18 protein-coding genes and 4 pseudogenes are annotated in these 21,055 nt (G+C 67.1%); 12 read left to right on the forward strand and 10 right to left on the reverse strand.

Going from position 1 to position 21,055, the window contains the following annotated elements; translation table 11 throughout:
* Nucleotides 1-8: 8 nt before the first annotated feature.
* Both J2W78_RS22050 and J2W78_RS22055 read left to right on the forward strand, forming a co-directional pair.
* A complete protein-coding gene (locus tag J2W78_RS22050) occupies nucleotides 9-296 on the forward strand; it encodes a hypothetical protein (RefSeq protein WP_253373718.1) in 288 nt (95 codons plus the stop codon).
* Between the two features lie 8 nt (nucleotides 297-304).
* A complete protein-coding gene (locus J2W78_RS22055) occupies nucleotides 305-973 on the forward strand; it encodes an HD domain-containing protein (RefSeq protein WP_253373719.1) in 669 nt (222 codons plus the stop codon).
* A 170-nt stretch (nucleotides 974-1,143) separates the two neighbouring features.
* Here the strand turns inward: J2W78_RS22055 and J2W78_RS22060 are convergent, their stop codons facing one another.
* Nucleotides 1,144-1,386 carry a hypothetical protein gene (locus J2W78_RS22060; RefSeq protein WP_012252972.1) on the reverse strand — a complete coding sequence of 81 codons (243 nt, stop codon included), beginning with the start codon at nucleotides 1,384-1,386 and terminating at the stop codon, nucleotides 1,144-1,146.
* Nucleotides 1,387-1,580: 194 nt separating this feature from the next.
* Nucleotides 1,581-2,058, reverse strand: a pseudogene (locus J2W78_RS22065) (transposase); the annotation flags it as partial.
* A gap of 295 nt (nucleotides 2,059-2,353) precedes the next feature.
* On the opposite strand from J2W78_RS22065, the gene J2W78_RS22070 reads away from it, so the two are divergent.
* Nucleotides 2,354-5,689 carry a helicase-related protein gene (locus J2W78_RS22070; RefSeq protein ID WP_253373720.1) on the forward strand — a complete coding sequence of 1,112 codons (3,336 nt, stop codon included), beginning with the start codon at nucleotides 2,354-2,356 and terminating at the stop codon, nucleotides 5,687-5,689.
* A gap of 85 nt (nucleotides 5,690-5,774) precedes the next feature.
* Here J2W78_RS22070 and J2W78_RS22075 read toward each other — a convergent pair.
* Nucleotides 5,775-6,064, reverse strand: a pseudogene (locus J2W78_RS22075) (integrase core domain-containing protein); the annotation flags it as partial.
* Nucleotides 6,065-6,153: 89 nt separating this feature from the next.
* Here J2W78_RS22075 and J2W78_RS22080 point away from each other — a divergent pair.
* Together J2W78_RS22080 and J2W78_RS22085 are read left to right on the forward strand one after the other, a co-directional pair.
* Complete coding sequence (locus J2W78_RS22080) at nucleotides 6,154-6,354, forward strand: hypothetical protein (RefSeq protein WP_253373721.1); 201 nt, start codon at nucleotides 6,154-6,156, stop codon at nucleotides 6,352-6,354.
* Nucleotides 6,329-7,470, forward strand: a protein-coding gene (locus J2W78_RS22085) for an IS3 family transposase (RefSeq protein ID WP_253373722.1) whose coding sequence is annotated in 2 segments (ribosomal slippage) — nucleotides 6,329-6,578 and nucleotides 6,578-7,470 — 1,143 coding nt in all. Because the reading frame shifts where the segments join, the coding sequence is not laid out codon by codon here. The genes J2W78_RS22080 and J2W78_RS22085 overlap by 26 nt, the downstream gene beginning before the upstream one ends.
* Here the strand turns inward: J2W78_RS22085 and J2W78_RS24865 are convergent.
* Entirely contained in the window at nucleotides 7,436-7,975 is a 540-nt protein-coding gene (locus tag J2W78_RS24865) for an exonuclease domain-containing protein (protein WP_253455005.1), read from the reverse strand. The genes J2W78_RS22085 and J2W78_RS24865 overlap by 35 nt on opposite strands.
* A gap of 295 nt (nucleotides 7,976-8,270) precedes the next feature.
* On the opposite strand from J2W78_RS24865, the gene J2W78_RS22095 reads away from it, so the two are divergent.
* Complete coding sequence (locus J2W78_RS22095) at nucleotides 8,271-8,537, forward strand: helix-turn-helix transcriptional regulator (RefSeq protein ID WP_367399932.1); 267 nt, start codon at nucleotides 8,271-8,273, stop codon at nucleotides 8,535-8,537.
* Nucleotides 8,538-8,736: 199 nt separating this feature from the next.
* Here J2W78_RS22095 and J2W78_RS22100 read toward each other — a convergent pair whose 3' ends face one another.
* Together J2W78_RS22100 and J2W78_RS22105 are read right to left on the reverse strand one after the other, a co-directional pair.
* Nucleotides 8,737-9,720, reverse strand: a complete 984-nt coding sequence (locus J2W78_RS22100) for an AraC family transcriptional regulator (protein ID WP_253373725.1) — start codon at nucleotides 9,718-9,720, stop codon at nucleotides 8,737-8,739.
* A 238-nt stretch (nucleotides 9,721-9,958) separates the two neighbouring features.
* Entirely contained in the window at nucleotides 9,959-10,522 is a 564-nt protein-coding gene (locus J2W78_RS22105; RefSeq protein ID WP_253373726.1) for a tyrosine-type recombinase/integrase, read from the reverse strand.
* 682 nt (nucleotides 10,523-11,204) lie between these two features.
* Here J2W78_RS22105 and J2W78_RS22110 point away from each other — a divergent pair.
* The 4 genes from J2W78_RS22110 to J2W78_RS22125 all read left to right on the forward strand — a co-directional run bounded on the left by J2W78_RS22110 (nucleotide 11,205) and on the right by J2W78_RS22125 (nucleotide 15,375).
* The gene (locus J2W78_RS22110) at nucleotides 11,205-12,044 is read left to right on the forward strand and encodes an outer membrane protein (protein WP_253373727.1); all 840 of its coding nucleotides are present in this window, start codon (nucleotides 11,205-11,207) and stop codon (nucleotides 12,042-12,044) included.
* Nucleotides 12,045-12,155: 111 nt separating this feature from the next.
* Nucleotides 12,156-14,153 (forward strand): hypothetical protein, encoded by a 1,998-nt coding sequence (locus tag J2W78_RS22115; RefSeq protein ID WP_253373728.1) that lies wholly within the window; start codon nucleotides 12,156-12,158, stop codon nucleotides 14,151-14,153.
* A complete protein-coding gene (locus J2W78_RS22120; protein WP_253373729.1) occupies nucleotides 14,150-14,800 on the forward strand; it encodes a hypothetical protein in 651 nt (216 codons plus the stop codon). Before J2W78_RS22115 ends, J2W78_RS22120 begins: the two co-directional genes overlap by 4 nt.
* 68 nt (nucleotides 14,801-14,868) lie before the next feature.
* The gene (locus tag J2W78_RS22125; RefSeq protein ID WP_253373730.1) at nucleotides 14,869-15,375 is read left to right on the forward strand and encodes a hypothetical protein; all 507 of its coding nucleotides are present in this window, start codon (nucleotides 14,869-14,871) and stop codon (nucleotides 15,373-15,375) included.
* Between the two features lie 47 nt (nucleotides 15,376-15,422).
* Here the strand turns inward: J2W78_RS22125 and J2W78_RS22130 are convergent, their stop codons facing one another.
* Entirely contained in the window at nucleotides 15,423-15,959 is a 537-nt protein-coding gene (locus J2W78_RS22130) for a hypothetical protein (RefSeq protein ID WP_253373731.1), read from the reverse strand.
* Between the two features lie 149 nt (nucleotides 15,960-16,108).
* On the opposite strand from J2W78_RS22130, the pseudogene J2W78_RS22135 reads away from it, so the two are divergent.
* Nucleotides 16,109-17,155, forward strand: a pseudogene (locus J2W78_RS22135) (helix-hairpin-helix domain-containing protein); the annotation flags it as partial.
* A 371-nt stretch (nucleotides 17,156-17,526) separates the two neighbouring features.
* Here J2W78_RS22135 and J2W78_RS22140 read toward each other — a convergent pair.
* Nucleotides 17,527-18,612: a helix-turn-helix transcriptional regulator gene (locus J2W78_RS22140; protein ID WP_253373732.1), complete on the reverse strand. Its 1,086-nt coding sequence runs from the start codon at nucleotides 18,610-18,612 to the stop codon at nucleotides 17,527-17,529.
* 154 nt (nucleotides 18,613-18,766) lie between these two features.
* On the opposite strand from J2W78_RS22140, the gene J2W78_RS24780 reads away from it, so the two are divergent.
* Nucleotides 18,767-18,901 carry a hypothetical protein gene (locus tag J2W78_RS24780; RefSeq protein WP_301288630.1) on the forward strand — a complete coding sequence of 45 codons (135 nt, stop codon included), beginning with the start codon at nucleotides 18,767-18,769 and terminating at the stop codon, nucleotides 18,899-18,901.
* A gap of 176 nt (nucleotides 18,902-19,077) precedes the next feature.
* Here J2W78_RS24780 and J2W78_RS22145 read toward each other — a convergent pair.
* Together J2W78_RS22145 and J2W78_RS22150 are read right to left on the reverse strand one after the other, a co-directional pair.
* Nucleotides 19,078-20,030: pseudogene (locus J2W78_RS22145) on the reverse strand (IS3 family transposase); the annotation flags it as partial.
* Entirely contained in the window at nucleotides 20,027-20,980 is a 954-nt protein-coding gene (locus J2W78_RS22150; protein ID WP_253373733.1) for an IS481 family transposase, read from the reverse strand. The gene J2W78_RS22150 and the pseudogene J2W78_RS22145, both read right to left, overlap by 4 nt.
* Nucleotides 20,981-21,055: the final 75 nt, after the last annotated feature.

Here is a 21,055-nt window from a genome sequence, read left to right on the forward strand (position 1 = left end):
GGTTCGCCATGCTCCGCTTCCCCCTTCCCACCCTCGTTGGGCTGGCGCTCGCTGGCGTTCCCGCCGCCTCCGCACAGACCCCGCCAGCCGCCGCACCGCCGCGCCTTCCGACCACCTGGGAGGCGATCGACCAACCGATGAGCACGCTCCTGAACGGCGGCCACCGCATCGTCTCGGCCACCGGCCCGAGCTTCACCCTGGAACGGCAGGGCAAGTACGTCGTCTGCGAGGTTCGTCCTCCGGGCGGCCTGCGCGGCAACGCGGAGGCGACCTCGACCTGCTACCGCGTGAACTGAGGCCCGCCGTGAACGATCGCACGAACGACCGCCTGCGCGCACGCTTCGACGAACTCTGGGCCCGGACGGTGCGGACGGACGCTGCCGAGGCGGCGTGGCGGGCGCTCGATGCCGGCTACGGGGAGGCCGGGCGCCACTATCACGACTGGCGCCACATCGCGGACCTGCTCGAAGGGCACGACGCGGTGCGGGCGCTTCCGGACTTCGCCGGGCTCGATCACGACGCGATCGATCTCGCGATCTTCTTTCACGATGCGGTCTACGACACCGCCCGCACCGACAACGAAGCCCGCAGCGCCGCATTGCTGCTGATCCATGCCGGACCGGCCGCAGAATCCGGTCCGATCCGGGCGGCCGAGGCGATGATCCGGGCGACCGCCGCGCACGCGCCGAGCGACGACGCGGCCACGCGGCTGATGCTCGACCTCGATCTCGCGGTGCTGGGCGCGCCCCGTCCGGTCTACGAGGCCTATGCGGCGGCGATCCGGCGCGAATACGCTGCGGTTCCGGAAGTGGCGTGGCGGTTCGGCCGCGCGGGCGTCCTCGACCGCTTCCTCGCCCGGCCCAACCTCTACCAGACCGGCCCCTTTCGCGACCGCTCCGAGACGTCCGCCCGAGCCAACCTCGCGGCCGAGGCGGACACGCTCCGGGCCGGCCATGCCGGCGAAGGGGCGTGAGAGATGCCTTCGTGCAGGCCTGGGCCAACTCTTGCCCGGCGCCGTCGGTATCTCGATCGGGTGGTGCCGAGCACGGCCTGTTCCGCGCTCATCTTTTTGACTTTACCGCACTCCGATCCGGGCGGATCGTCTCCATCGGCCCGGTCCAATCGCCGGCCCAAGCCTGAGGCTCAATCGCCAGGTGCCCAGTTGATCTTGGGCTTCTGCGATAGGATCCGCTCGAAGTAATTGGCCACCGCTTGCGCGCCGTCCGCATGCATCATGGCAACCGGATGCGCGAGGTAGGCCCGGGCCAGATCGAGCGGGATCTCGCCCGCTTGGAGCGCAGTGAGCACCGCGTCGATGAAGGCGTCGTTGGCCTCGTTGAAGTCGCCCGACAGTTTCTTACGATCGTTCAGGGCTTTGATCGGCATTGTGTGGCGGTTCCTGTCGCTGGGGCGAGCCGCGCTCCAGCCGCTCCCGTCGGAATGCCCTACTCTCGGCAGCCCGAGCCAGCCAGCCCGGATGTGCGAATCGGCGCGTTACCGCCTGTCGCCCGCACGATGCCTCCGTGGTTCCCTGCGACGGGGTTCCGACATGCAGCCCGAAATGCAGCGAAGAGCGCCTGACAGAACCGTCTGATTTGAGCGAGGGTGATGAGGCTTGCCGCGAGGCCGGTGAAGGCCTGGTAGATGTCGGTGCGGGGCTCGTCGCGGACGGGCAGGCGGCGGAATTCGTTGAAACACGCGTGGTTGCGCGCGGCGACCCAGCGGTGGCGCCCGAGCCTCTCGCTGCTTTGGATACCCTTGGGGACGATGCGCGGAACGATCCCGCGCGCTCGGCACTCTTGCCCAGCACTCTTGCCGACGCACCTTGGCATCGTAAACCTGGTCGGCGTGCAGCTTGTCGGGGCGCCGACGTCGCCGGCCGCGCCGGCCCGTGCTCAGTGGCAGGATGGCATCGAGGGGCGGCGCCAGCAACGGGCTGTCGTGCCGGGTGGCGCCCGTCAGCCTCATGCCGAGCGGCGTGCCGCGGGCGTCGGTGACGAGATGGCGCTTCGTGCCCGGCTTGCCCTGGTCCGTCGGGTTCGGGCCGGTGGCAGGCCCCCTTTATGGATGGCCCGCCCCTCACCGGCCTCCACAGCCAGAGCTTCTCTCTGAGCTACGGGTGCTGACTGTGTCTCACGAGCCGCCCAACTGAGCGGCGTCCGCAACGGCGTTTGGCGGTGGTGTCGAACCGCGTGATGGCCGAACCGGCAGCCGGGCCTTCCTCCACCGGTTGGCCCGGTGGTCCCCAGGAAAGTTCGGTGGAAACCGGGGATGGTGTCGCAGAACAGGAACCGCTGGCAGGCTGTGCGGCGTTCCTGGCAGCTGACCCCTGAAGTCGTTCGACGGAACAGAAATGGCACAGCCCAGGACCGCCAAGCCCCGAGACGATCAGGATGCGAGCTCGGATGGCGGCGTCGCCCCGCTCGTCCCGACGGGAGCCCTGGCGGTAGCTCTGCTGGGTTTCGCGCAAGCCGCGCGGCCGTTGATCCACGTGGCCCACGACGGGCGCCGCCTTGATGAGATCGCCGCGGTTCTGCGCGCGCTGGCACCGGAGCGGACGGTGGCCGTCTTTCCCGAATGGGATTGCCTGCCCTTCGACCGCGCGTCGCCCTCGCGCGGGGTCATGGGCGCGCGCACCGGCGTGCTGCGCTGGCTGACCGATGACCGGGCGCAACCGGACATCGTCCTCACCACTGCCCCCGCGCTGTTGCAGCGCGTGCCCCCGCCGAAGACGTGGGAATCGGCCCATATCGAGCTGCGCGTCGGTGAGCCGCTCGATCCGGAGCGACTGACGGCACAACTGGCACGGCTCGGCTATATCCTCGACGATCGCGTCGATGAGCCCGGCGAGGTGGCGGTCCGGGGGCGGACCATCGACGTGTTCCCGGCCGCCGCACCGCTTCCCTGCCGGGTGGAGCATGACGGCGCGCGCATCACCGCGATCCGCTCCTACGATCCGGTGTCGCAGCGCTCGCGCGTCGAAACCGAGCGGCTGGTGATCGACCCGGCCACCGAAATCGTCCTGGACCCGGATTCGGGCCTCGCCTTGGAGCCGTTCACCGGGCAGGAGCACCGGCTCGCCCGGTTCTATCCCGCGCTCGTGACGATGCTCGATTACGTGCCCGAGGCGCGTCTCGTGGTCGAAGCCGGGGTGGAAGAGCGGGCCGCTGCGTTCTTCGAGCAGATCGCCGAGGGGCGAGAGGCGGAAGGAGCGGTATCACCTTCCGGGAGCCGGCGGGATGACCGATCCCCACGGAAGCCCGCACCGGATCTCTATCTCGCGCCCGGGGAATGGGCGGAACTGGTCGAAGCACGCAGTCTCGCGGCGGCGACGAGCGCCGAGGCGGAGCGGATCGCAGGGCCGGTTTTCACCCGCGAGCGCCGCCCTGAGGCCTCCTTCGCCAAAGCCCTGCGTGCTGCACTGAAAGCGGGCGAGCGCGTCGTGCTCGCCGGACCCAAGGCGCCGCTGCGCCGCCTCGTGCGGGCGGCCGCCGCGGCCGACGGGCGAACCGTGCGCCTGATCGACGCCTGGGCCGAGGTCGAGACGGCTGAGCCCGGCGCGATGCTGGCGTTTGAGATGCCGGTCGAGGCGGGATTCCACCTGCCGGAGGCCGGCGCGACGGTGATCGCCGCGGCCGACCTGTTCGGGGCCCTGGCGGCGGGGGCGGGGCGGCGGGCCGCCGTGCTGCCGATCGGCGAGGTCGAGCTACGGGTCGGCGATGTCGCGATCGACCGCGATCACGGCCTGTGTCTGTTCGAGGGGCTAGAGGCGATCCGCGATGGCGAGGCGGACGAGGAGGACGCCCTGCGCCTGCGGTTCGCCGACGATGCCATTCTCATGGTGCCGGTGAGTCAGGCGGACCGGATCTGGCGTTACGGCTCGGAGGCCGAGGCCGTAACCCTCGACCGGCTCGATGGCGGCACCTGGGCCCGACGGCGCCTGGAGGCGGAGGCGACGCTCGCTAGGGCAGCGCGGACGATGCTGACCGCTGCGGAGGAGCGCCGCAAGGCGCATGCGCCGCAGATCGTGCCGCCGGAGCGCGAGATGGAGCGCTTCGCCGCCGGCTTCGGCTTCCCGCTCACCGGCGATCAGGCCGGCGCGGTGGAGGAGACGCTGGCCGACCTCGCCCGCGAGATCCCGATGGACCGGCTCGTCTGCGGCGATGTCGGCTTCGGCAAGACCGAGGTGGCCCTGCGCGCTGCCGCTGCGGCGATCTTTGCCGGACGGCAGGTCGCCGTCATGGCGCCGACGACGGTGCTGGTGCGCCAGCATGTCGAGACCTTCCGGCGGCGTTTTGCCCGGTTCGGCATCGAGGTGGCGCACCTGTCGCGCCTCGTCTCTCCCGCCGAGGCCAAGCGGGTGAAGCAGGGCTTGGCCGATGGCCGCGTGCGTCTCGTCGTCGGCACCCAGGCACTCGCCGGGCGCGGCGTGTCGTTCCACGATCTCGGCCTTGCCATCATCGACGAGGAGCAGCGCTTCGGCGCCAAGACCAAGGCGAGTTTGCGCAAGGCGGCGGGCGATGCCCACATCCTCACGTTGAGCGCGACGCCGATCCCGCGCACGCTCCAGGCGGCGATGGTCGGCCTGCAGAGCCTCAGCGTGATCGCCACGCCCCCGGCGGTGCGCCAGCCGATCCGTACGGTCATCGCCCCCTTCGAGGAGACGACGCTGGCCGCGGCGCTGCGGCGTGAGCACCGCCGGGGTGGGCAGAGCTTCGTGGTCTGTCCGCGCATCGAGGACATCGCGCCGATGGCCAAGCGCCTGCGCACACTCGTGCCGGGGCTCGACGTGGTGACGGCGCATGGCGAGATGAAGCCGGCCGCGATGGACGACGCGATGGTGCGCTTCGCCGACGGCGAGGGCGACGTGCTGCTCGCCACCAGCATCATCGAGAGCGGGCTCGACGTGCCGCGCGCCAACACCATGCTGGTCTGGGACGCGGAGCGGTTCGGCCTCGCACAACTGCACCAGTTGCGCGGCCGGGTCGGGCGCGGGCAGCGGCGCGGCGTCGTCTATCTGTTCGGGCATCCCGACAAGCCGCTCAGCCCCTCGACGGAGAAGCGGCTGCGCACGCTGGAGGCCCTCGATCGGCTCGGCGCAGGCTTTGCCATTTCCGCCCGCGACCTCGACCTGCGCGGGGCGGGCGACCTCGTCGGCGACGATCAATCCGGCCACGTCAAGCTCGTGGGGCTCGGCCTCTACCAGCATCTGCTGCAACTGGCGCTACGCGCGGCCAAGGGCGAGGCGGCCGAGGATTGGAGCCCGGAGGTGCGGATCGGCCTGAGCGGGCGTGTGCCCGCCGACTACATCCCCGAACCCGAAATCCGCCTGAGCCTCTACACCCGCCTCCTGCGCCTGCGCTCCGAGGCCGAGATCGATGCCCTGCGCGACGAGATCGAGGACCGCTTCGGGCCCCTGCCGGAATCGGTGGACGCACTGTTCACCCTGGCGCGCCTGCGGATCGGATGCCTCGCTCTCGGCATCGTCCGCCTCAGCGGCGGCCCGCAGGGGATCGCGGCCGATTTCCATCCCGACAGGCTGGCGCCGGTGATCCCGGTCTCCGAGGAGATGACGGTTCGGGATAAGCGAATCGTCATCCGTGGGGGCTGTGACGACGGGGTCGAGCGCGGCGCCCGCGCCGCCGTCTTCCTGCGCCGTCTCCAGGAAGCCCGCGACCGGCGTGGCTGATCGGTGATCGCATGAACGGAAGCCCTCCCGGTTGCCGAAACCGGGAGGGCACGAGGCGGGGAAGGCCGCGTGTTTGGAAAATGAACTAGGTGCTTGGTCCCAGTATTTGGTGGAGTGGGTTTGCCCTGTAGCGGCTGGGCTCAGCAGACCATGCCTTGCAGATGGCCTCGTAGCGCGTGAGCCCCGTAGGGTATTCAGGCGGTGTGCGAATTTGTAGGCGCTGACGAACTCAGCCAGGTAAGCGCACAGCTGTGCATGGCTGTTGTAATGGTAGTGCTTGACCGTCGCGTCCTTGATCGTGCGGTTCATTCGCTCGACCTGACCGTTGGTCCAAGGGTGGCGCGGCTTGGTCAGCCGATGGTCGATATCGTTGCGGGCGCAGGCAAGCTCGAAGCTGTTGACCTGACCGGCTGGCTTTGGCCCTGGCTGATTGAGAGGATCAGCCAGGACCGGAGGAGTTGGTAATGAAGCGAGGTCAGAAGACGAGCGCGGAGCAGGTTGTGCTCAAGCTGCGACAAATCGAAGTGCAGACAGCGCAGGGCAAGCGTTTGGCTTTGGCCTGCAAGGAGGCGTCCTTTGGCCTGCTGCCGGTTTTACGGACACCCGGTTTAGGTGTGATGGTGAAGCCGGAGGTGCTCCATGCAGCGTCGCAAGTTCGGACGTGAGTTCAAGGTCGAGGCAGTTCGACTGGTTCGGGAACGTGGTGTCAGTGTTGCGCAGGCCGCGCGCGATCTCGATGTTCACGAGACGATGCTGCACCGGTGGGTGAAGCAGGCGGCGGTCGATCCGCACCATGCCTTCCCTGGTCAGGGCCAGATGAAGCCTGAGCAGATCGAGATCGATCGCCTGCGCAAGGAGGTCGCTCGTCTGAAGGCGGAGCGTGATATCCTAAAAAAGGCCGCCGCATACTTTGCGAGGGACGCGATATGAAGTTCGCCTTCATCGCAAAGCATCGCGCTGTCTGGCCGGTCGCGTGGATGTGCGCTGCGCTGGGCGTGTCGCGCTCCGGCTTCCACGCGTGGCTCACCCGGCAACCCAGCCAACGTGCGCGGGACGACGAAGCCATCCTGAGCAAGGCCCACACGAGCTTCGTGGCCAGCGACCGCACCTACGGCGCGAGGCGCGTCTGGCGCGACGTGCTGGCCGAGGGCGTCTCATGCGGGCTGCACCGCATCGAACGGATCATGCGCGAGAACGCCCTACGGGCACGGCCACGCCGACGTGGTCTGCCGAAGGACGAGGGAGAGCGGGCGACCGCCTCGCCCAATCTTCTGGATCGGCGGTTCGCGGCCGACGCCCCGAACCGGAAATGGATCGCCGACTTCACGTATATCTGGACGGCCGAGGGCTGGCTCTACGTTGCCGCCGTCATCGACCTGTTCTCGCGCCGTGTCGTGGGATGGTCGATGCAGGCCAGCATGACGGCTCAACTCGTCACGGATGCGCTCGTCATGGCGATCTGGCGCAGAGGCAAGCCGGATGCTTTGCTGCATCACTCCGATCAGGGCTCGCAATATACGAGTGAACCCTTCCAGCGCCTGATGGCCGAGCACGGCGTGACCTGCTCGATGAGCCGGTCCGGCAACGTCTGGGACAACGCGGCAATGGAGAGCTTCTTCTCCTCGCTGAAGACCGAGCGCACGGCCCGACGGACCTACCGGACACGAGATGAAGCCCGTGCCGACGTGTTCGATGACATCGAGCGCTTCTACAACCCGGCGCGGCGGCACTCGACCCTGGGCTACCTCAGCCCTGTCGAGTTCGAGAACCGAGCCCAATGAGCTTAGGACGGTGTCCACCAAACCGGCAGCAGGCCAGTTCGAAGGCCTGCTCCAGCAAAAAGCTGAACCCCGTTCGCCCGGACTGGGGCAGCGGGCGTGCAAGACATTCGAGTGTAGCTTGGCAATCATCGACTGCGCGGTGTGCAGAGTAAATGAAGCCGAGATCCGCGGCGATGTAGCAGAGCTTGCCTCCCATCCCTTCAGCCGCCCAGGGGATTTGCACGAGCGAGCACCCCCAAGGCTTGGCCGCGAGTGCTGGACAGAGGTCCTCGGCGAACTTCCGATCGAAATTGGCGTTGTGCGCGATCACGAGATCGGCGTCATGCACCATGGCAGCGACGCGGGATCGATCAATCATCCGGCCCTCGACCATCGCTCCGTCGATCCCGGTCAGCCGGGTGATTTCGGGCAGGATCGCTCCAAAGGGCTGCTGAAACGAGCCGTACGGCGTGCCGGCTGCGACCAGGCGTCCGTCAACAGTATATGTGAATGGTAGCAGTCCCACCTCGATGATTTCGTGCTAAGCAGGGTCGAGACCGGTAGTCTCTAAATCGATGATGAGGCCATTTCGGACCTCTGCATCGCCAGGGGCATCGAAAACGCGACGAGGTTTGTGGCGGCGGAGGATGCGATAATCGCCGTTTCGCTCTAACGCAGAGGCGATGATCTCAGGATCTATGTCGAGCATCTGCTTTGCTCAATATTTGTTGCGGGCAAGCTGAATATAGGGTTTCCTGTGGAAAGCGATACACGAGATATCGTTTTGACCCGATCACATTTTTGTGAACGGGGCTTACAACGTGGATAGCCGACTGATTAGAGCTGGACGCATCATACTTGGATGGTCGCAAGCCGAGTTGGCGGAGCGTGCCGGGGTGCAGCGTCTCGTGGTGGCGCGCTATGAGACCGATGTGCAGGTTCCGCACCCGCGAACGATGGCGAGCTTGGTCGCGGCTCTGCGGGTCGGTGGCATCGAGGAGATTGTCCGAGACGACGGGGCGACCGGAATCGTCCTGCGAGCTGATGTCTATGCGCGGGGGAAGCTTGATACTAAAAACGACGCGTGATGCGGTGTGCTGCTCATGCTTCGTTTTTAAGTTGTTTGCGTCAGGCTTTACGTCTTTGTGCAGTCTGGCCGTTCACGTCCCAGGCTGGCGCAGGTACCTGTCGTCGGTCATTCTGGCGGAGCATTGGCAGGATGCCCTGGTTCCCTTGATTGGCCAACGACAATGTGCGCGCTTAACACTTCCCGCGTCCAAGTCCTCTTCATAAGTCCTTCATCCACGAGAGTAGAAGCGACTCCCGTTCCATGTGGAACCGGCTCTGGCTCTCGCTGTCGACCTCGCTCGGGTTCAGCCCGTACTTCCGCCGGAAGGCGCGGCTGAACACCCGGTCGTTCTCGAAGCCCAGGGTGTAGCCGATCGTCGCGATCTGCGACTTGCGCTCCTCGGGCTGAGCCAGGATCTGCATGGCCCGGGACAACCGTCGGTCGCGGATGTAGGCGTAGACGCCGCCATCGGCCTCGAACAGTTTGTAGAGCGGGGTCCGCGAAAGCGCGAACCGGGTCATCAGCATCTCGGCGTTGATGGTCGCGAGGTTCTCGTCGATGAACTGGCGGATGGCGATGCTGGTGACCGCGGCCTGATTGTAGGCGCTGTCGGCCTCCGACAGGAACATCGCGTTGCACAGGGCCGTCGTCGCCGGAATGACGTGGCTCATCTGCGCGGGCGTCGCCGTCTTCAAGCAGGCGCTGACATTGCGGAAGTGGTCTGCGAGCAGCTTGGTCACGGGGTTAGAGGCGGACGGAACGATCTGACCGTGCCAAGCCGAGACGTCGCCGACGCGGCCCTCGAGGATCCGGCGTGGGATCGCGAGGTTGAGCCCGGTCATACCCTTGGTCTCGGACAGGATCGGCTGCGAGAGATCGAAGGTGACGAAGGATTCCTGCGTGATCTCCCGCGCCTGTCCGGCGATGGAGATGTTGGTCCGTCCGGAGGTGTAGAGCCGCAGCACAATGTGATCGAGGTTCTGGGCCGCCACCAACGCCGGCGTCCGCTCGATCGTCTGGGGTGACGCGTCGATCTCGCCGAACACCAACTGGTTCATGTGATGGTAGCGGTGGAACGCGGTCGTCGGCACGACGCTGTCGGGATCGACGTGCGTGACGAAGAACGACGACAGCGTGTCGATCCAAGCCCGGCGACGTTTCTCGGCATCGAGGATATGGTCGAAGCGATGATCGATGATCATGGGAGCCGAAAGCCGGACGCGACGGGGATACACACGGTGCCGTGAAGGTCCGTGCCGGCTTCACACGCAATGATTGCGGTTGGGTTTCGATCTGCTTCCGGACGGGCGACGAGGGACGGTCCGTCCTCACAACGGAACGTAGCGTCCGTCATCGCCGCCCTGCCGCACGCTGCGGTTCCCGAATGTTCGATCGACGAGGGACGGGCGGCTGTCCGCCGTTGCGCTCGACCGGACGCGCCTATGTCCGGGTTGACCACATTCTCGTGGCGATCTCTCGCTCCTCCGCCCCCACCGCGTTGGCATAGATCGCCGTCGTCGCGATGTCGGCGTGGCCGAGCCAGCGCTGCAGGAGGTTGAGGGGGATGCCGGAACGAAGGGCATGCACGCCGAAGCCGTGGCGCAGTCCCTTGGGCGAGGCTGCGGTTTCGCCCACCTCCGCGAGCGCCATGACCATTTTCACGTGACGCCACGCCGTGGTGCGTCCGATCGGCCAGAGCCGGTCGCCGGATCGACCCTGGCCATGGACCTGCCGAACGCACGCGAGGAAGGCAAGCGGGACCGGCACTTCGCGGACGACGCCAGCCCGTCGCTTCTTCAAGCTGCGGACGGACACCATGCCGCCTTCGATATCGAGATCGGCATGGGTGAGATTGAGCGCCTCGGTGATTCGACACCCGGTCCAAGCGAGCATCAGGCAGAAGGTGGCGACTTCGGGTGGGTGAGAGGCGACCGCAGCGACGAAACGTTCGCGCTCGTGCGCCGTCAGGTACTTGCGCCGTCCGCTGCCGGTGTAGAGCGACATGGATGAGGCCGGCACTGTTCGGGCCATCGTGGGGTGTCCTGGAGCCGACCACGGCAGCAAGGCTGCGCATGGCGCGTTGGAACGCATTTGCCAATTCTGTTCCACGCCGCGGCCCTGACATTGTTCGCCATGGGTATGGAGAGAATGGGCAAGCTGGTAGCTCCGACCCGGAAGACGATCAAGTGTAAATCGCAAGACGTTGCAGGGACGTAAACAGAATTGGCAATTCTGTTCCGCGAATCGCTGCACGACTATGAATGAATCGCCGGGATCGATAAACCTCACCAGCGGCGCTTTTGCGATTCACGACTTTCGAGGTGCGGCTTTTGTCGTGTCGCGCCGCTTGTCAGATGGCTGCGCGGTCTGTGTGTCCTGGGCCGAAGCGTTGGCCTCTCAGTCGCGGACGCAAAGTACCTTCCAAAGAACGGATCATCCTCCCGTAGAGCCAATCCTCTTTTTCATGGAAAGATTTCAGAAAGGCGCTCAACCCCAACTTAGAATGGCAAGGTGACGTCGAGTTCAGGTGCCGAGCGAAAGATTGCGCCACCTTCATGAACCCCACGTAGCGGCTGGAAGAATATGCAACGGCAGTTCTTTGACTGTCCGACCGACCGTGGAAAATCTTGTTTCAACGCCTGCATCGGCTTGCAGGTGAATGATGTTGCGTGTGGAGTTCACGATCATGGCCAAGACTAAGCTCGCTGCCCTGCTGCTGCCCCTCCTCATGGCGGGAGCCGCTCAGGCGGCGGATCTGCCGGCAACCCGCTACGCGCCTGCCCAGGCCGTCCTCCCCGTTTTCACCTGGACCGGATTCTATGCCGGCGTGAACGCCGGGGCCGCCTTCTCCGATTCAGGCCGGCCGCGCTACAGCGAAGGCCCCGGCTTCGTCGGCCTCAATCCCGGCACGCTCGCCGGTTTCCAGCGCTCGCGGGAGCAGACGGGCTTCGTCGGCGGCGGCCAGCTCGGCTACAACCATCAGGTCGGACGGATCGTCCTCGGTCTCGAGACCGACTTCCAGTATGCCGGTCTGGACCGCCGCCGTTCAGGGACGGGCACGTTTCCGAACCTGCCAGCGGGCATCACAGACAACGACAGTCTGACCGCCCGCTCGCGTCTCGACTATCTCGGCACCGTTCGTGGCCGCGTCGGCTTTCTGCCGAGCGAGCGCCTGATGGTCTATGCGACCGGCGGTCTCGCCTACGGCGATGTCGACGTCCGCACCAGTTACACGGTCATCGGCACCGGCCCGTTTTTCCCCGGTGGCGTCAACGTCATCCCGTATTCCGGTTCTCGCGCGTCGGTGCAGGTCGGCTACGTCGCTGGCGGCGGCGTCGAATACGCCTTCACCGATCGTCTCAGCGCCAAGCTCGAAGGCCTCTACGCCGATCTCGGCAGTTCGAGTGTGACCGCCCGCTACACTGGCACCGGCGGAACCGGCCCGACCGATATCTACACCGTACGTGAGACCAACCGCTTCGGTCTGGTCCGGGCCGGCCTGAACTATCGCTTCACCGGCCTCTGAGGCCTCAGCTTCGTATCCTCGACCGTCCCAGCGTTCAGCTCGCCGAGCGTCGGCGGGGCCGGTCGAGGCTGCACCCATGCCTGCCGACTCTTCTCCGAACGAGATTCATGGATGTCTAGACACGTCCTGTCGCCGCCGATGTTCGCCGTTGCCATCCTGGCCTTGGGCGGGACTCCCGCCTTCGCCGCCAGCCCGCCGACCATCCCCGACTGGGTCGAGGCCTACACCCGGGAGGCTCTCGCGGCACCCGTCACCCTCGACAACGCCCAGAGGTACCGATGGTATCAGATCGGTGCCGCCATCCGCGCGCAGCACCCGATGGTGTACGACATCGATATTCGGCCGATGCAGGAGCAGCTCAGGCGGCATGGCAACGCCGCCGTCGGGGACCTCAAGCAGCGGCTGGATGAGCGCTTCGCGGCGATCCGCTCCCTCGAGGAGGCCGGCCCGTTCCTTGGCCGATGCGACTGGATCATGGCGCGCGAGCGCGGTGAGGGTGCGACGCAGCTCCAGATCGACCTCGACGCCCATTGCCGCGAGCGCGCACTGCCCGCCCTCTACGTCCGGCTCGTGCGCAAGCGAGCCGAAGCGCTCGACGTGCGCCTCGCGACCCTGCGCCGCCTCGATGTGGGCTATCCTGGCCATCTCGTCGGCAGCCCTGGGTTCGTCGGACGCGCCGATGTCGCCGGTGTCTACGCACGGGCGCTGGAGGATCGCCTGACCGCCGCGCAGCCTCAGGTGATCGCAGACCTGACAGAGGGCTTCCGGACCAAGACAATCGGCGACAATCCCCTGCAGACCGATGTCGCGCAATGCCGCGACCTGCTCGGACCTTGGTTCCCGCAGCGCGATCCGGTTCGCGACATGATGCTGAGCGATCCCTTGCGCAGCGCCGGGGCCGGAACCGAGGCGGCCCTGCGCTTCGGGCAGGCCGTGGGCAGCGCGTGCCGCCGCGAGGCGAAGGCGTGGCTGATGCGTCAGCAGCCCGGGATCGATGCGGCCATCCGCGCCAGCATCACCGCGCTCGATCCGAAGCAGGGGCCGATCCTCGCTGTCGGCACGCGTTGCTCCGGAGTACTCGGCCGGTGGTTCACCGCCTTCGACGGTTTCGATCTCACCCTGACGGGGCCGCTCCATCAGACCTGTCGGGAGCAGGCGCAGGGGCTGAACGTGCGCGCCGTCGATATCCGGGCACAAGCCCTGGCCGCGCGCTTCTCCGCCGCCCCGAAGACGCGGGACGGACTGGAACGGAACGGCTGGTTCGCGGTCTCGTCCGATGACCTCCAGGCCGCGCACGACCCGCGCGATCCCGAACGCGGCGAGGTCGATGCCCTGATGCAGGCGCGGACCGAGGCGCTCGTCCAGCCCCTGCGCGAGGCCGCGCGCGAGGCCGCCCTGACCGAGATCCGCGACCTCTACGAGCGGGCCGGGTTGGGCGATGCGGAATTGCAGTCGGCCCGCCGTATATGCAGCCCGTATGTCGGTGGGACGACGCGCACGCTGCCGCCGGGCGGCGCGGACCTGCGCAAGGCGATCAGCGACGCCTGCCGCGAGCAGGAGAACCGGGTCGCCGTGCGGCGCGCCGAGGCTGCCGTCGCCGCGGCAGGGATCGAGCCGGTCCTGGGCGAGGCGCGTCTCGTCCTGAGCGCGCCCGACGGTCGTCAGACCTACGCGGATCCGCGCGCGGTGGTGATCGCGGCCGCCGGCAACGGTCTGCAGATCAGCTTCCGGCGCACGACCTCTTGGTTCTTCTGGACGACCGAGACCCTCCGCGTCACGCCGTTCGGCCGAGACAACCCGGCCCTCGTTGGACATCTCGTCGCCGATACCCATCCGGCCGGCGGGCAGGTCCGGCGCATCACCGACCTTCAGGTCCTGCCGGGTCTCGATGGGCCCTTCGCGACGTTGGCCTGCCTGACGCAAGGGCCGGAGGCCGCGCAGGCCCTGGCTGGCCTGGGCTTGGCCGGAATGGCGAGTATCTTCCTGCTCGACCTGCCGCGGACCGGCGTCGAGCTGCTCTCGGCCGCGGGCACCCTGACCACGAGCATGGGCCAGTGCGCGGACGCGCGGCGCAGCTACTTCGCGCTCCCGGGCTCGGGGGCCTCGTGAACACCGCTTCGGTCTCGATCCCCTCCATCATCGGGTCGCCAGCCATGCTGCCACAGGCCTCGCACCGCCACAGCAGCGGATTGCAGCACTACGACGACGTCCTGGCGCTGACCGGTCAGCAGTACCGCCTGGAAGCAGATGGCGTGACCGTCGGCGTGGTGCTGGGCATGCTCGACACGCGGACCGGGCGCATGCCGATCGGCCTCGTCGATGCGCGACGCGCCTACTGGGCGGACACGCTGTACTACGACGCCAACCGGCGCTGCTTCGACGTCGTCGATCCAGACCGCTGGGTGGCCTTCGTCGGCACCTACGCGGGCGGCGGCTGGCTGCTCAGCCTCGTCGGCGGTCTCGGCGGCTTCGCGCTGATGACGGTCGCGGCAGCCGGCTCGGTGGTGCTCGACATGGTTCGGTTCGCCCTCTTCCCGGCCATGCTGTTCGGGCTTGTCGGGCTGCTCGTCTACGGCTTCGTCGGCTACGCCCTGGTCCTGACCGCGCTGCAGGTTCTGCCGTACCTGCTCGGCGGCATCGCGGTCTGGCTCGGGCTCCGCGGTCTGATCGCCCTGGAGCGGCGCGCGCGCTGCCGCCGGGTCGGGCGCGCCATCGAGACCCTGCTCGAACGCCAGCTCATGCCGGTCTTCGGCTGATCTCGTGCAGGTTGGGCCATGCCGTCCGACGAGCACGCTCTATCCACCCCAGTGAGACGATGATGACCATGAACCGCCTCGTGATGCCGGCGGCGCTTGCCGCCTGCGCCATTCTCAGCCCTGCGCATGCGGAGACCGCGTGGCAGAGGCTGACCTACTCGGATCCACGCCACCCCTCCGTATTCACGCCGCTCGTCGCACCCCTGTGGCAGCGCGAACTCGCCGGCACGCCGTTCCACCAGATTCATGCGACCCGCATCGAGACGGACGGCGCGACCTACCTCGTGAGCGTGGCCTTCGCGGGCGGCCTCTGCGAGATGGGTGCGAACGGGCGCAACGCGGTGGCCGAGCCGGCGATCTGTCCGGCACGCGTCGATCTGCTGCGCGACAGCAAGGTCGTGAGCACCACCCGCGGTCGGGTCTGCTCGGTCGCACCGCTACCGGAGGATGCCACGGCCAACCAGTCCGATAGGACCGAGGTCCGGTTCGATCCGGCGTCGCGGACAGTGAGCTTCCGCTCGATCATGAGCGGCAAGCCGGTTCGAACCTGCCAGAGACTGATGAAGCTGCGTTAGCGGAACGCGCGACAGGCCGGCAGCAGCTCGTACCGGCCGCTGCCCTATCAGGGAGCCCGGTTCTCCAAGCCGTTGCGGGCCCGCTCGGCTGGGATTTCGGAGCGGCGTGCGGCGATCGATATCACGAGACCGTCGAGGCCGTTCTGGACGGTCCGGAGTTCGGCAGCGTGTTTCTCCTTGGAGGTGAAGCCGTTCGGTGTCGCAGCATCCCAGTCGAGTGCGGCCCGCATGGAGCCGATCCATCCGTCCACGTCGCCCCCAGCCCACTCGTTGATGGGCTTCCCGATCGTATGGAGCAGCAATGCGAGCAGCGCCGGGTCGCCGTCCTGCCGCAGTCCCGGGTTCGCCGCGATGTGGAAGCGGTAGCGGATCTGGCCGACATAGAGCCAGCGCACCGCTTCGTCTCGCGCGCTGGCCGCGAACGTGCGGCTCGCCAGGACGAAATATGCGGAGGGATGCTCGGTCGGTGCGATCCGTTCGAGTTCGGCGAGCGGCATCGTCAACGGATCCGCAGCGTCCTGCGCCCGCCCAGGTGACGACGCGATCGCCAGGAGGGTGAGAAGGGCCAGGAACAGGCCACGCATGATGTCCATGTCCCTCTAACGCGCCGTTCGAAGTCTCGCCGGTATGACCTCGTACTGCAACCGTGTCTCGCATCGATCGCCCACGCCGACACTTCCCGGCGGACAGGCCCGGACATAGCTTGCGGTAACTGTGGTACGTCGCACCCTGGATGGCTCGGCCGATAGAACAGCATGCGTCTCAGCGTGGCCAGCGCGTCGAGGCGCTGGCCGGGACCATCGAGCGCGTCACCTTCCACTCCCCTGATACCGGCTTCTGCGTCCTGAAGGTCCAGGCCCGCGGCAAGCGCGACCTCGTCCCCGTCATCGGACACGCCCCGGCCATCGGCGCGGGCGAGTGGATCACCGTCACCGGCACCTGGCACACCGACCGCCAGCACGGCCTGCAGTTCAAGGCCGATATCCTCAAGGTCACGCCTCCCACCGGCGTCGCGGGGATCGAGAAGTACCTCGCCTCGGGCCACATGCGTGGCATCGGCCCCGTCATGGCCAAGCGCATCGTCGCCGCTTTCGGGGAGGGCACATTCGAGATCATTGAGGCCGAACCTGCCCGCCTGACCGAGTTCGGCGCTATAGGCCCCAAGCGCGCCGCGCACATCGTCGCCGGCTGGGCCGAGCAAAAGGCGATGCGCGAGATCATGCTGTTCCTGCACGCCCACGGGGTGGGGGCGGCCCGAGCGGTCCGGATCTTCAAGACCTACGGTCATGACGCGATCGCGGTGATGACCGAGGATCCCTATCGGCTGGCGCGGGACATCCGCGGCATCGGCTTCAAGACCGCGGACGCCATCGCGATGCGTCTCGGGCTGACCGCCGACGCCCCGCAGAGGCTGCGCGCAGGGGTGTCGTTTGCGCTGCAGACCGCCGCCGACGGCGGGCACTGCGCCCTGCCAGTGGCCGAACTCGTCACCCTGGCGACCGAGCTGCTCGACGTGCTGGAACTGGGCGAGGTCGTGCAGGACATCGTCGGCGACAAGGCGTGCATTTTCCTCGCCGGCCTGCACGCGGCCGAGCGGATGATCGCCGAGCGCCTGCGCGCCCGGGTCGCCGGTCACCCGCCCTGGCCGGAGATCGACCTCGAACGGGCGCTACCCTGGGTCGAGGGCAAGACAGGCCGGGCTCTCTCGCCCTCGCAGACCGAGGCCGTGCGCCTCGCGCTTGGGGCCAAGCTCAGCGTCGTCAGGGGGTCGAGCACGGTACCGCTCGCGGTGTAGGCGAACCGGATCATGCCGAGTTCGATGACGGCGTCCTGGTTGGGATCGGTCCCTGTCGTCTCGACGTCGAGCAGGAGGCCGATCTTGACCTCGCCCGGGAGCGGCCACTCGTAGAACGGCCGGGGGCTGAGTTTCCGCAGCACCTTGTGGTAGGGCGAGGCGGCGAGCGCGATCGCGTGGCATTCGGCTTCGAACGGGTCCATGGCGAGGGTCTGGCTCCGTCAGCCCCGCGCGTCGACATAAGAATTTATGCCAGATTGTTGGGCTTATGATCCGATCATGGAATTAGAACGAAACAAGAACGATACGCCGGATCACGGGTGCGACTGTCCCGGAATGAGACGGATTTCGCGCACTTAGCTGCGACGTCGGACTCTGCGACGGGCGGGATTTTGCTTCGTCGCGGCGCGCTTTTTGGGCTTTGGATCATCCCCGTTTTCCACAGATTGCGTGGGGACGTCGTCGGCTTCGGCATAGGCGTCGAGCGCTTCGGCGGCGCTGGTAGCCTCTCCCTCCTGATAGGCGTGGGTGGGCATCGAGACGAAATCGAGAGTCGCCGGGTTGATGAAGTAGATGCGGTGCGCCCCCTCCGCTTCGAGGCGCAGCATCTCATCGTCGGGCACGTCCTCGCCGAACTCGAACAGGGGATAGAACGCCCCGTAGAGATCCTCCGGGTCGACGTCGCGGGCCTTGCGCAGGCTTCCGGACGAGAGCTGCCAGATCGTGTCGATCGCCTTGGAAAGGAGGTGCTTGGACCGCTCCTTCGCCTGGGCGCGGCATGCCTCGATGTCTTCGGCCGGAAACCGACCCTCCGCGATCTGTGCCTCCAGATACGTCTCTGAGGCCGAAACCATCGCGCAGACCCGCTCCACGTCCCGTTCTTCGTACTCCTTGAGGGCGTCCTCATCGAGAGCTAGGGCGGCGATGATCTCCCAATCGCGCGGGTCCGCGATCCGCTCGTCGGTGAAGCGCGGGTAGTCTTCACCCTTGAGGCCGAAGTAGTCGTAGGCCTCGCTGGAGAAGGTCAGATCGGCGATGGCCGCCTTGCGGATCGCGACCGTCTCATTGGTCAGGCTCTGCACGGTCACGAAGACGGCGCTGTGCTGCAGGTCGCGGTGGAGGCGGCTGAAGGCGTCGTCGGAGATCGATAGCAGCAGCGGCTTGCCGCCACCGTGGAAGTGGACAGCGACCTCGCCGTAGTGGCTCAGGGTCGGATCGCCGCCGAAGCCGACGGGATCGACCTCGATCGGCGCATGACGGGCGAGCAGGGCGTCAGGGCTGGTCTCCAGGACCTTCGCCAGCGTGGCGAGCTTGTCGTCCGGCACGGTGGCCGAGCCGGCCTCCCAGCGCTGGTAGGTCGGCTGCGTGACGCCGACGAGCTTGGCGAGCGCCGCTTGGGTGAGCCCCGCTCGCACCCGATACTGCTTCAGCTTCTGCGTCATGCCGCCCTCTCAAGTTATGCGTATGATATGCGCATAATGTGGCTTGGCAAGGGCGAGCGTCGACGCCTTCAGCGTGGGTGACCGATTTTCGTGTCCGGCGTGAGGTCGATGGACGTCATCCAGGCTTTGTAAGGCGCGTCGGGAGGCGCAACTGATGGTGACCGAGAAGGTCAAGGCCGCCGGCGAGGCCGCGATGACGATCGCAATGGGCGGCACGCCGCGTAAGGTTGTGCGCGGCTACCCGAGCGCTTCGCGGTTCCGCAAGCGGAGTTCTCCTTGCGCGACATGATCCGGCGTTGAGACGATCCCGGGCCGGGTAGCGCTGTCTGGTGGGCGCGGGTCAAGCAACCTGCACCATCTCCGCGGCCGCGATCAGGTTGACCTGTCCGCTCCGCTCGCCGCGCATGCGCAGCAGGAACCCGGCAGGTGACCTGACCGGTATTTTGGACCGAGCCGAGTGAGAGGCTACTGCATGGCGGCTGCCATGGGTAGCCGGAAGGCCATGTGGGGGAAGCTGACGGGCGCGGGTGGCCGGTAGCCCAGGGACGAGTGCGGCCGGACGCGGTTGTAGGTGTTCTGCCAAAGGGCGATCACGGCCTGGGCTTCCTTGAGCGAGTAAAAGATTTCTTGGCGCAGGCACTCGTCCCGCAGCTTGCCGTTGAAGCTCTCACAGTACCCGTTCTCCCACGGCGAGCCCGGCGCGATGTACTGGATTTGCGAGCCAGCTTTGGCGACCCATTTGCGCAGTGCTTTCGAGATCATCTCAGGGCCATTGTCGCAGCGGATGTGCTCTGGGATGCCATGCAGGCACATGGCGTCGGCCAGCGCCTCGATCACACCGAGGCTGTTGATGCGCCGCGCCACCTTCAGCGCGAGGCATGCCCGGCTGTGCTCATCGATCAGCGTCAGGATGCGAAGGCTTCGCCCATCGTGCGTCTGGGCCTGTACGAAGTCGAAGCTCCAGACGTGATTGCGGCGAAGCGGCCGTCGTCGCACGCACGAGCCGTCGCTCAGCCAGAGGCGGCTGCGGGGTCTATGTCGGCTGGGGACCTTCAGCCCCTCGCGACGCCAGATGCGCTGAACCCGATCCTTGCCCACCTGCCAGCCGTCTGCCTGCAGCAGCGCGGTGACGCGGCGGTAGCCATAGCGTCCGTACTCGGACGCCAGGGCAATGACGGCGCGGGTCAGATCATCCTCGTCGGCCAGCACGGTCGGCACGTAGCGTTGCGTGCCGCGGTGCTGACCGACGATCCGGCAAGCGTGACGTTCCGAGAGGCCGTACTTCTCCCGAATGCCGTCGACCGCCTGCCGGCGTCGCTCGGGGGCTACAAGTTTCCCGAGGCGACGTCCGCCAGCACCTGCTTTTCCAGCGATAGGTCAGCTACAAGCCGCCGCAAGCGAGCGTTCTCGCGCTCTAGCTGTGGATGCTCAATAGGTTGTCCTCGGCCAAGCCGAGGCGGCTGATGGGTGTTTTGCCGTTGATGCCGCCGTGCGGGCGCTTCCAGTTGTAGCGGAACAGGAAGGCGGGCAGTTCCGCACCGCGCTGCTCCGAGGTGTCGTAGGCGCGGGCATAAGCCCATTCGCGCAAGGACGTCTGGACGAAGCGCTCGACCTTGCCGTTGGTTTTCGGCGTGTAGGGTCGGGTGCGCTTGTGCCGGATGGTCAGGCGGCGCAACGCCTTGGTGTAGCGTCTGGATTTGAAGGCCGGCCCGTTGTCGGTCATCACACGCTCGACCGCGATGCCGTGGCGGCGGAAGAAGCGCAGCGCGTTGAAGAGGAAGGCGAGGCAGGACACTCGGGTCTTGTCGGGGTGGATCTCGGAGTAGGCCAGCCGCGAATGGTCGTCGACGGCGAGGTGCAGATACTCCCAGCCGATGCCGCGGCCCGAACTCTGCCGGGTGCGGTCGCCGGTGATGCGATGGCCGGCGCGTTCGAAGCGGCCGAGCTTCTTGATGTCGATGTGGATCAACTCGCCCGGCTTGTCGCGCTCGTATCGCTGGACCGGCATCGGCGGTTCGAGGTCGCGCATGCGGCTCAGGCCGTACCGGTGCAACACCCGGCTGACGGTGGCCGGCGAGACGGCGAGATCACAGGCGATCTGCGCGCCGGTCAGACGCTGACGGCGCAAGGTCACAATGGCTTCCTGGGTCGCGACCGGGGTCGGGCGGTGCAGCGTGTGAGGCCGCGAGGAGCGATCCTGCAGCCCGGCGGCTCCTTCGGCCTCGAAGCGGGCAACCCACTTGCCCACCGTCTTGGGGCACACACCCATCGTCGCGGCCACCGCCTTCGGGCTGAGCCCGCTCTGGGCCAGTCGCACAAGGCGCTCTCGACCCGAGGGCGTCAAACGCGCATTCTGGTGGATGTTCATCCGGTCGCTCCGAGATCGCTGAAGCCTCGCAACTCCAGCGTCCTCGGTTCAGGCCGGATGGACAACCTCCTGAAA

This window comes from Methylorubrum extorquens (assembly GCF_024169925.1).
GTDB lineage: Bacteria > Pseudomonadota > Alphaproteobacteria > Rhizobiales > Beijerinckiaceae > Methylobacterium > Methylobacterium extorquens_A.

What these genes read in the sequence shown, in the direction of transcription:
- J2W78_RS22150 (WP_253373733.1), bottom strand. Translation starts at nt 20,980, where the DNA reads ATGAACATCCACCAGAATGCGCGTTTGACGCCCTCGGGTCGAGAGCGC.
- J2W78_RS22080 (WP_253373721.1), top strand. Translation starts at nt 6,154, where the DNA reads ATGAAGCGAGGTCAGAAGACGAGCGCGGAGCAGGTTGTGCTCAAGCTG.
- J2W78_RS22110 (WP_253373727.1), top strand. Translation starts at nt 11,205, where the DNA reads ATGGCCAAGACTAAGCTCGCTGCCCTGCTGCTGCCCCTCCTCATGGCG.
- J2W78_RS22050 (WP_253373718.1), top strand. Translation starts at nt 9, where the DNA reads ATGCTCCGCTTCCCCCTTCCCACCCTCGTTGGGCTGGCGCTCGCTGGC.
- J2W78_RS22100 (WP_253373725.1), bottom strand. Translation starts at nt 9,720, where the DNA reads ATGATCATCGATCATCGCTTCGACCATATCCTCGATGCCGAGAAACGT.
- J2W78_RS24780 (WP_301288630.1), top strand. Translation starts at nt 18,767, where the DNA reads ATGGTGACCGAGAAGGTCAAGGCCGCCGGCGAGGCCGCGATGACGATC.
- J2W78_RS22105 (WP_253373726.1), bottom strand. Translation starts at nt 10,522, where the DNA reads ATGTCGCTCTACACCGGCAGCGGACGGCGCAAGTACCTGACGGCGCAC.
- J2W78_RS22125 (WP_253373730.1), top strand. Translation starts at nt 14,869, where the DNA reads ATGAACCGCCTCGTGATGCCGGCGGCGCTTGCCGCCTGCGCCATTCTC.
- J2W78_RS22060 (WP_012252972.1), bottom strand. Translation starts at nt 1,386, where the DNA reads ATGCCGATCAAAGCCCTGAACGATCGTAAGAAACTGTCGGGCGACTTC.
- J2W78_RS22115 (WP_253373728.1), top strand. Translation starts at nt 12,156, where the DNA reads ATGTCTAGACACGTCCTGTCGCCGCCGATGTTCGCCGTTGCCATCCTG.
- J2W78_RS22140 (WP_253373732.1), bottom strand. Translation starts at nt 18,612, where the DNA reads ATGACGCAGAAGCTGAAGCAGTATCGGGTGCGAGCGGGGCTCACCCAA.
- J2W78_RS22070 (WP_253373720.1), top strand. Translation starts at nt 2,354, where the DNA reads ATGGCACAGCCCAGGACCGCCAAGCCCCGAGACGATCAGGATGCGAGC.
- J2W78_RS22130 (WP_253373731.1), bottom strand. Translation starts at nt 15,959, where the DNA reads ATGCGTGGCCTGTTCCTGGCCCTTCTCACCCTCCTGGCGATCGCGTCG.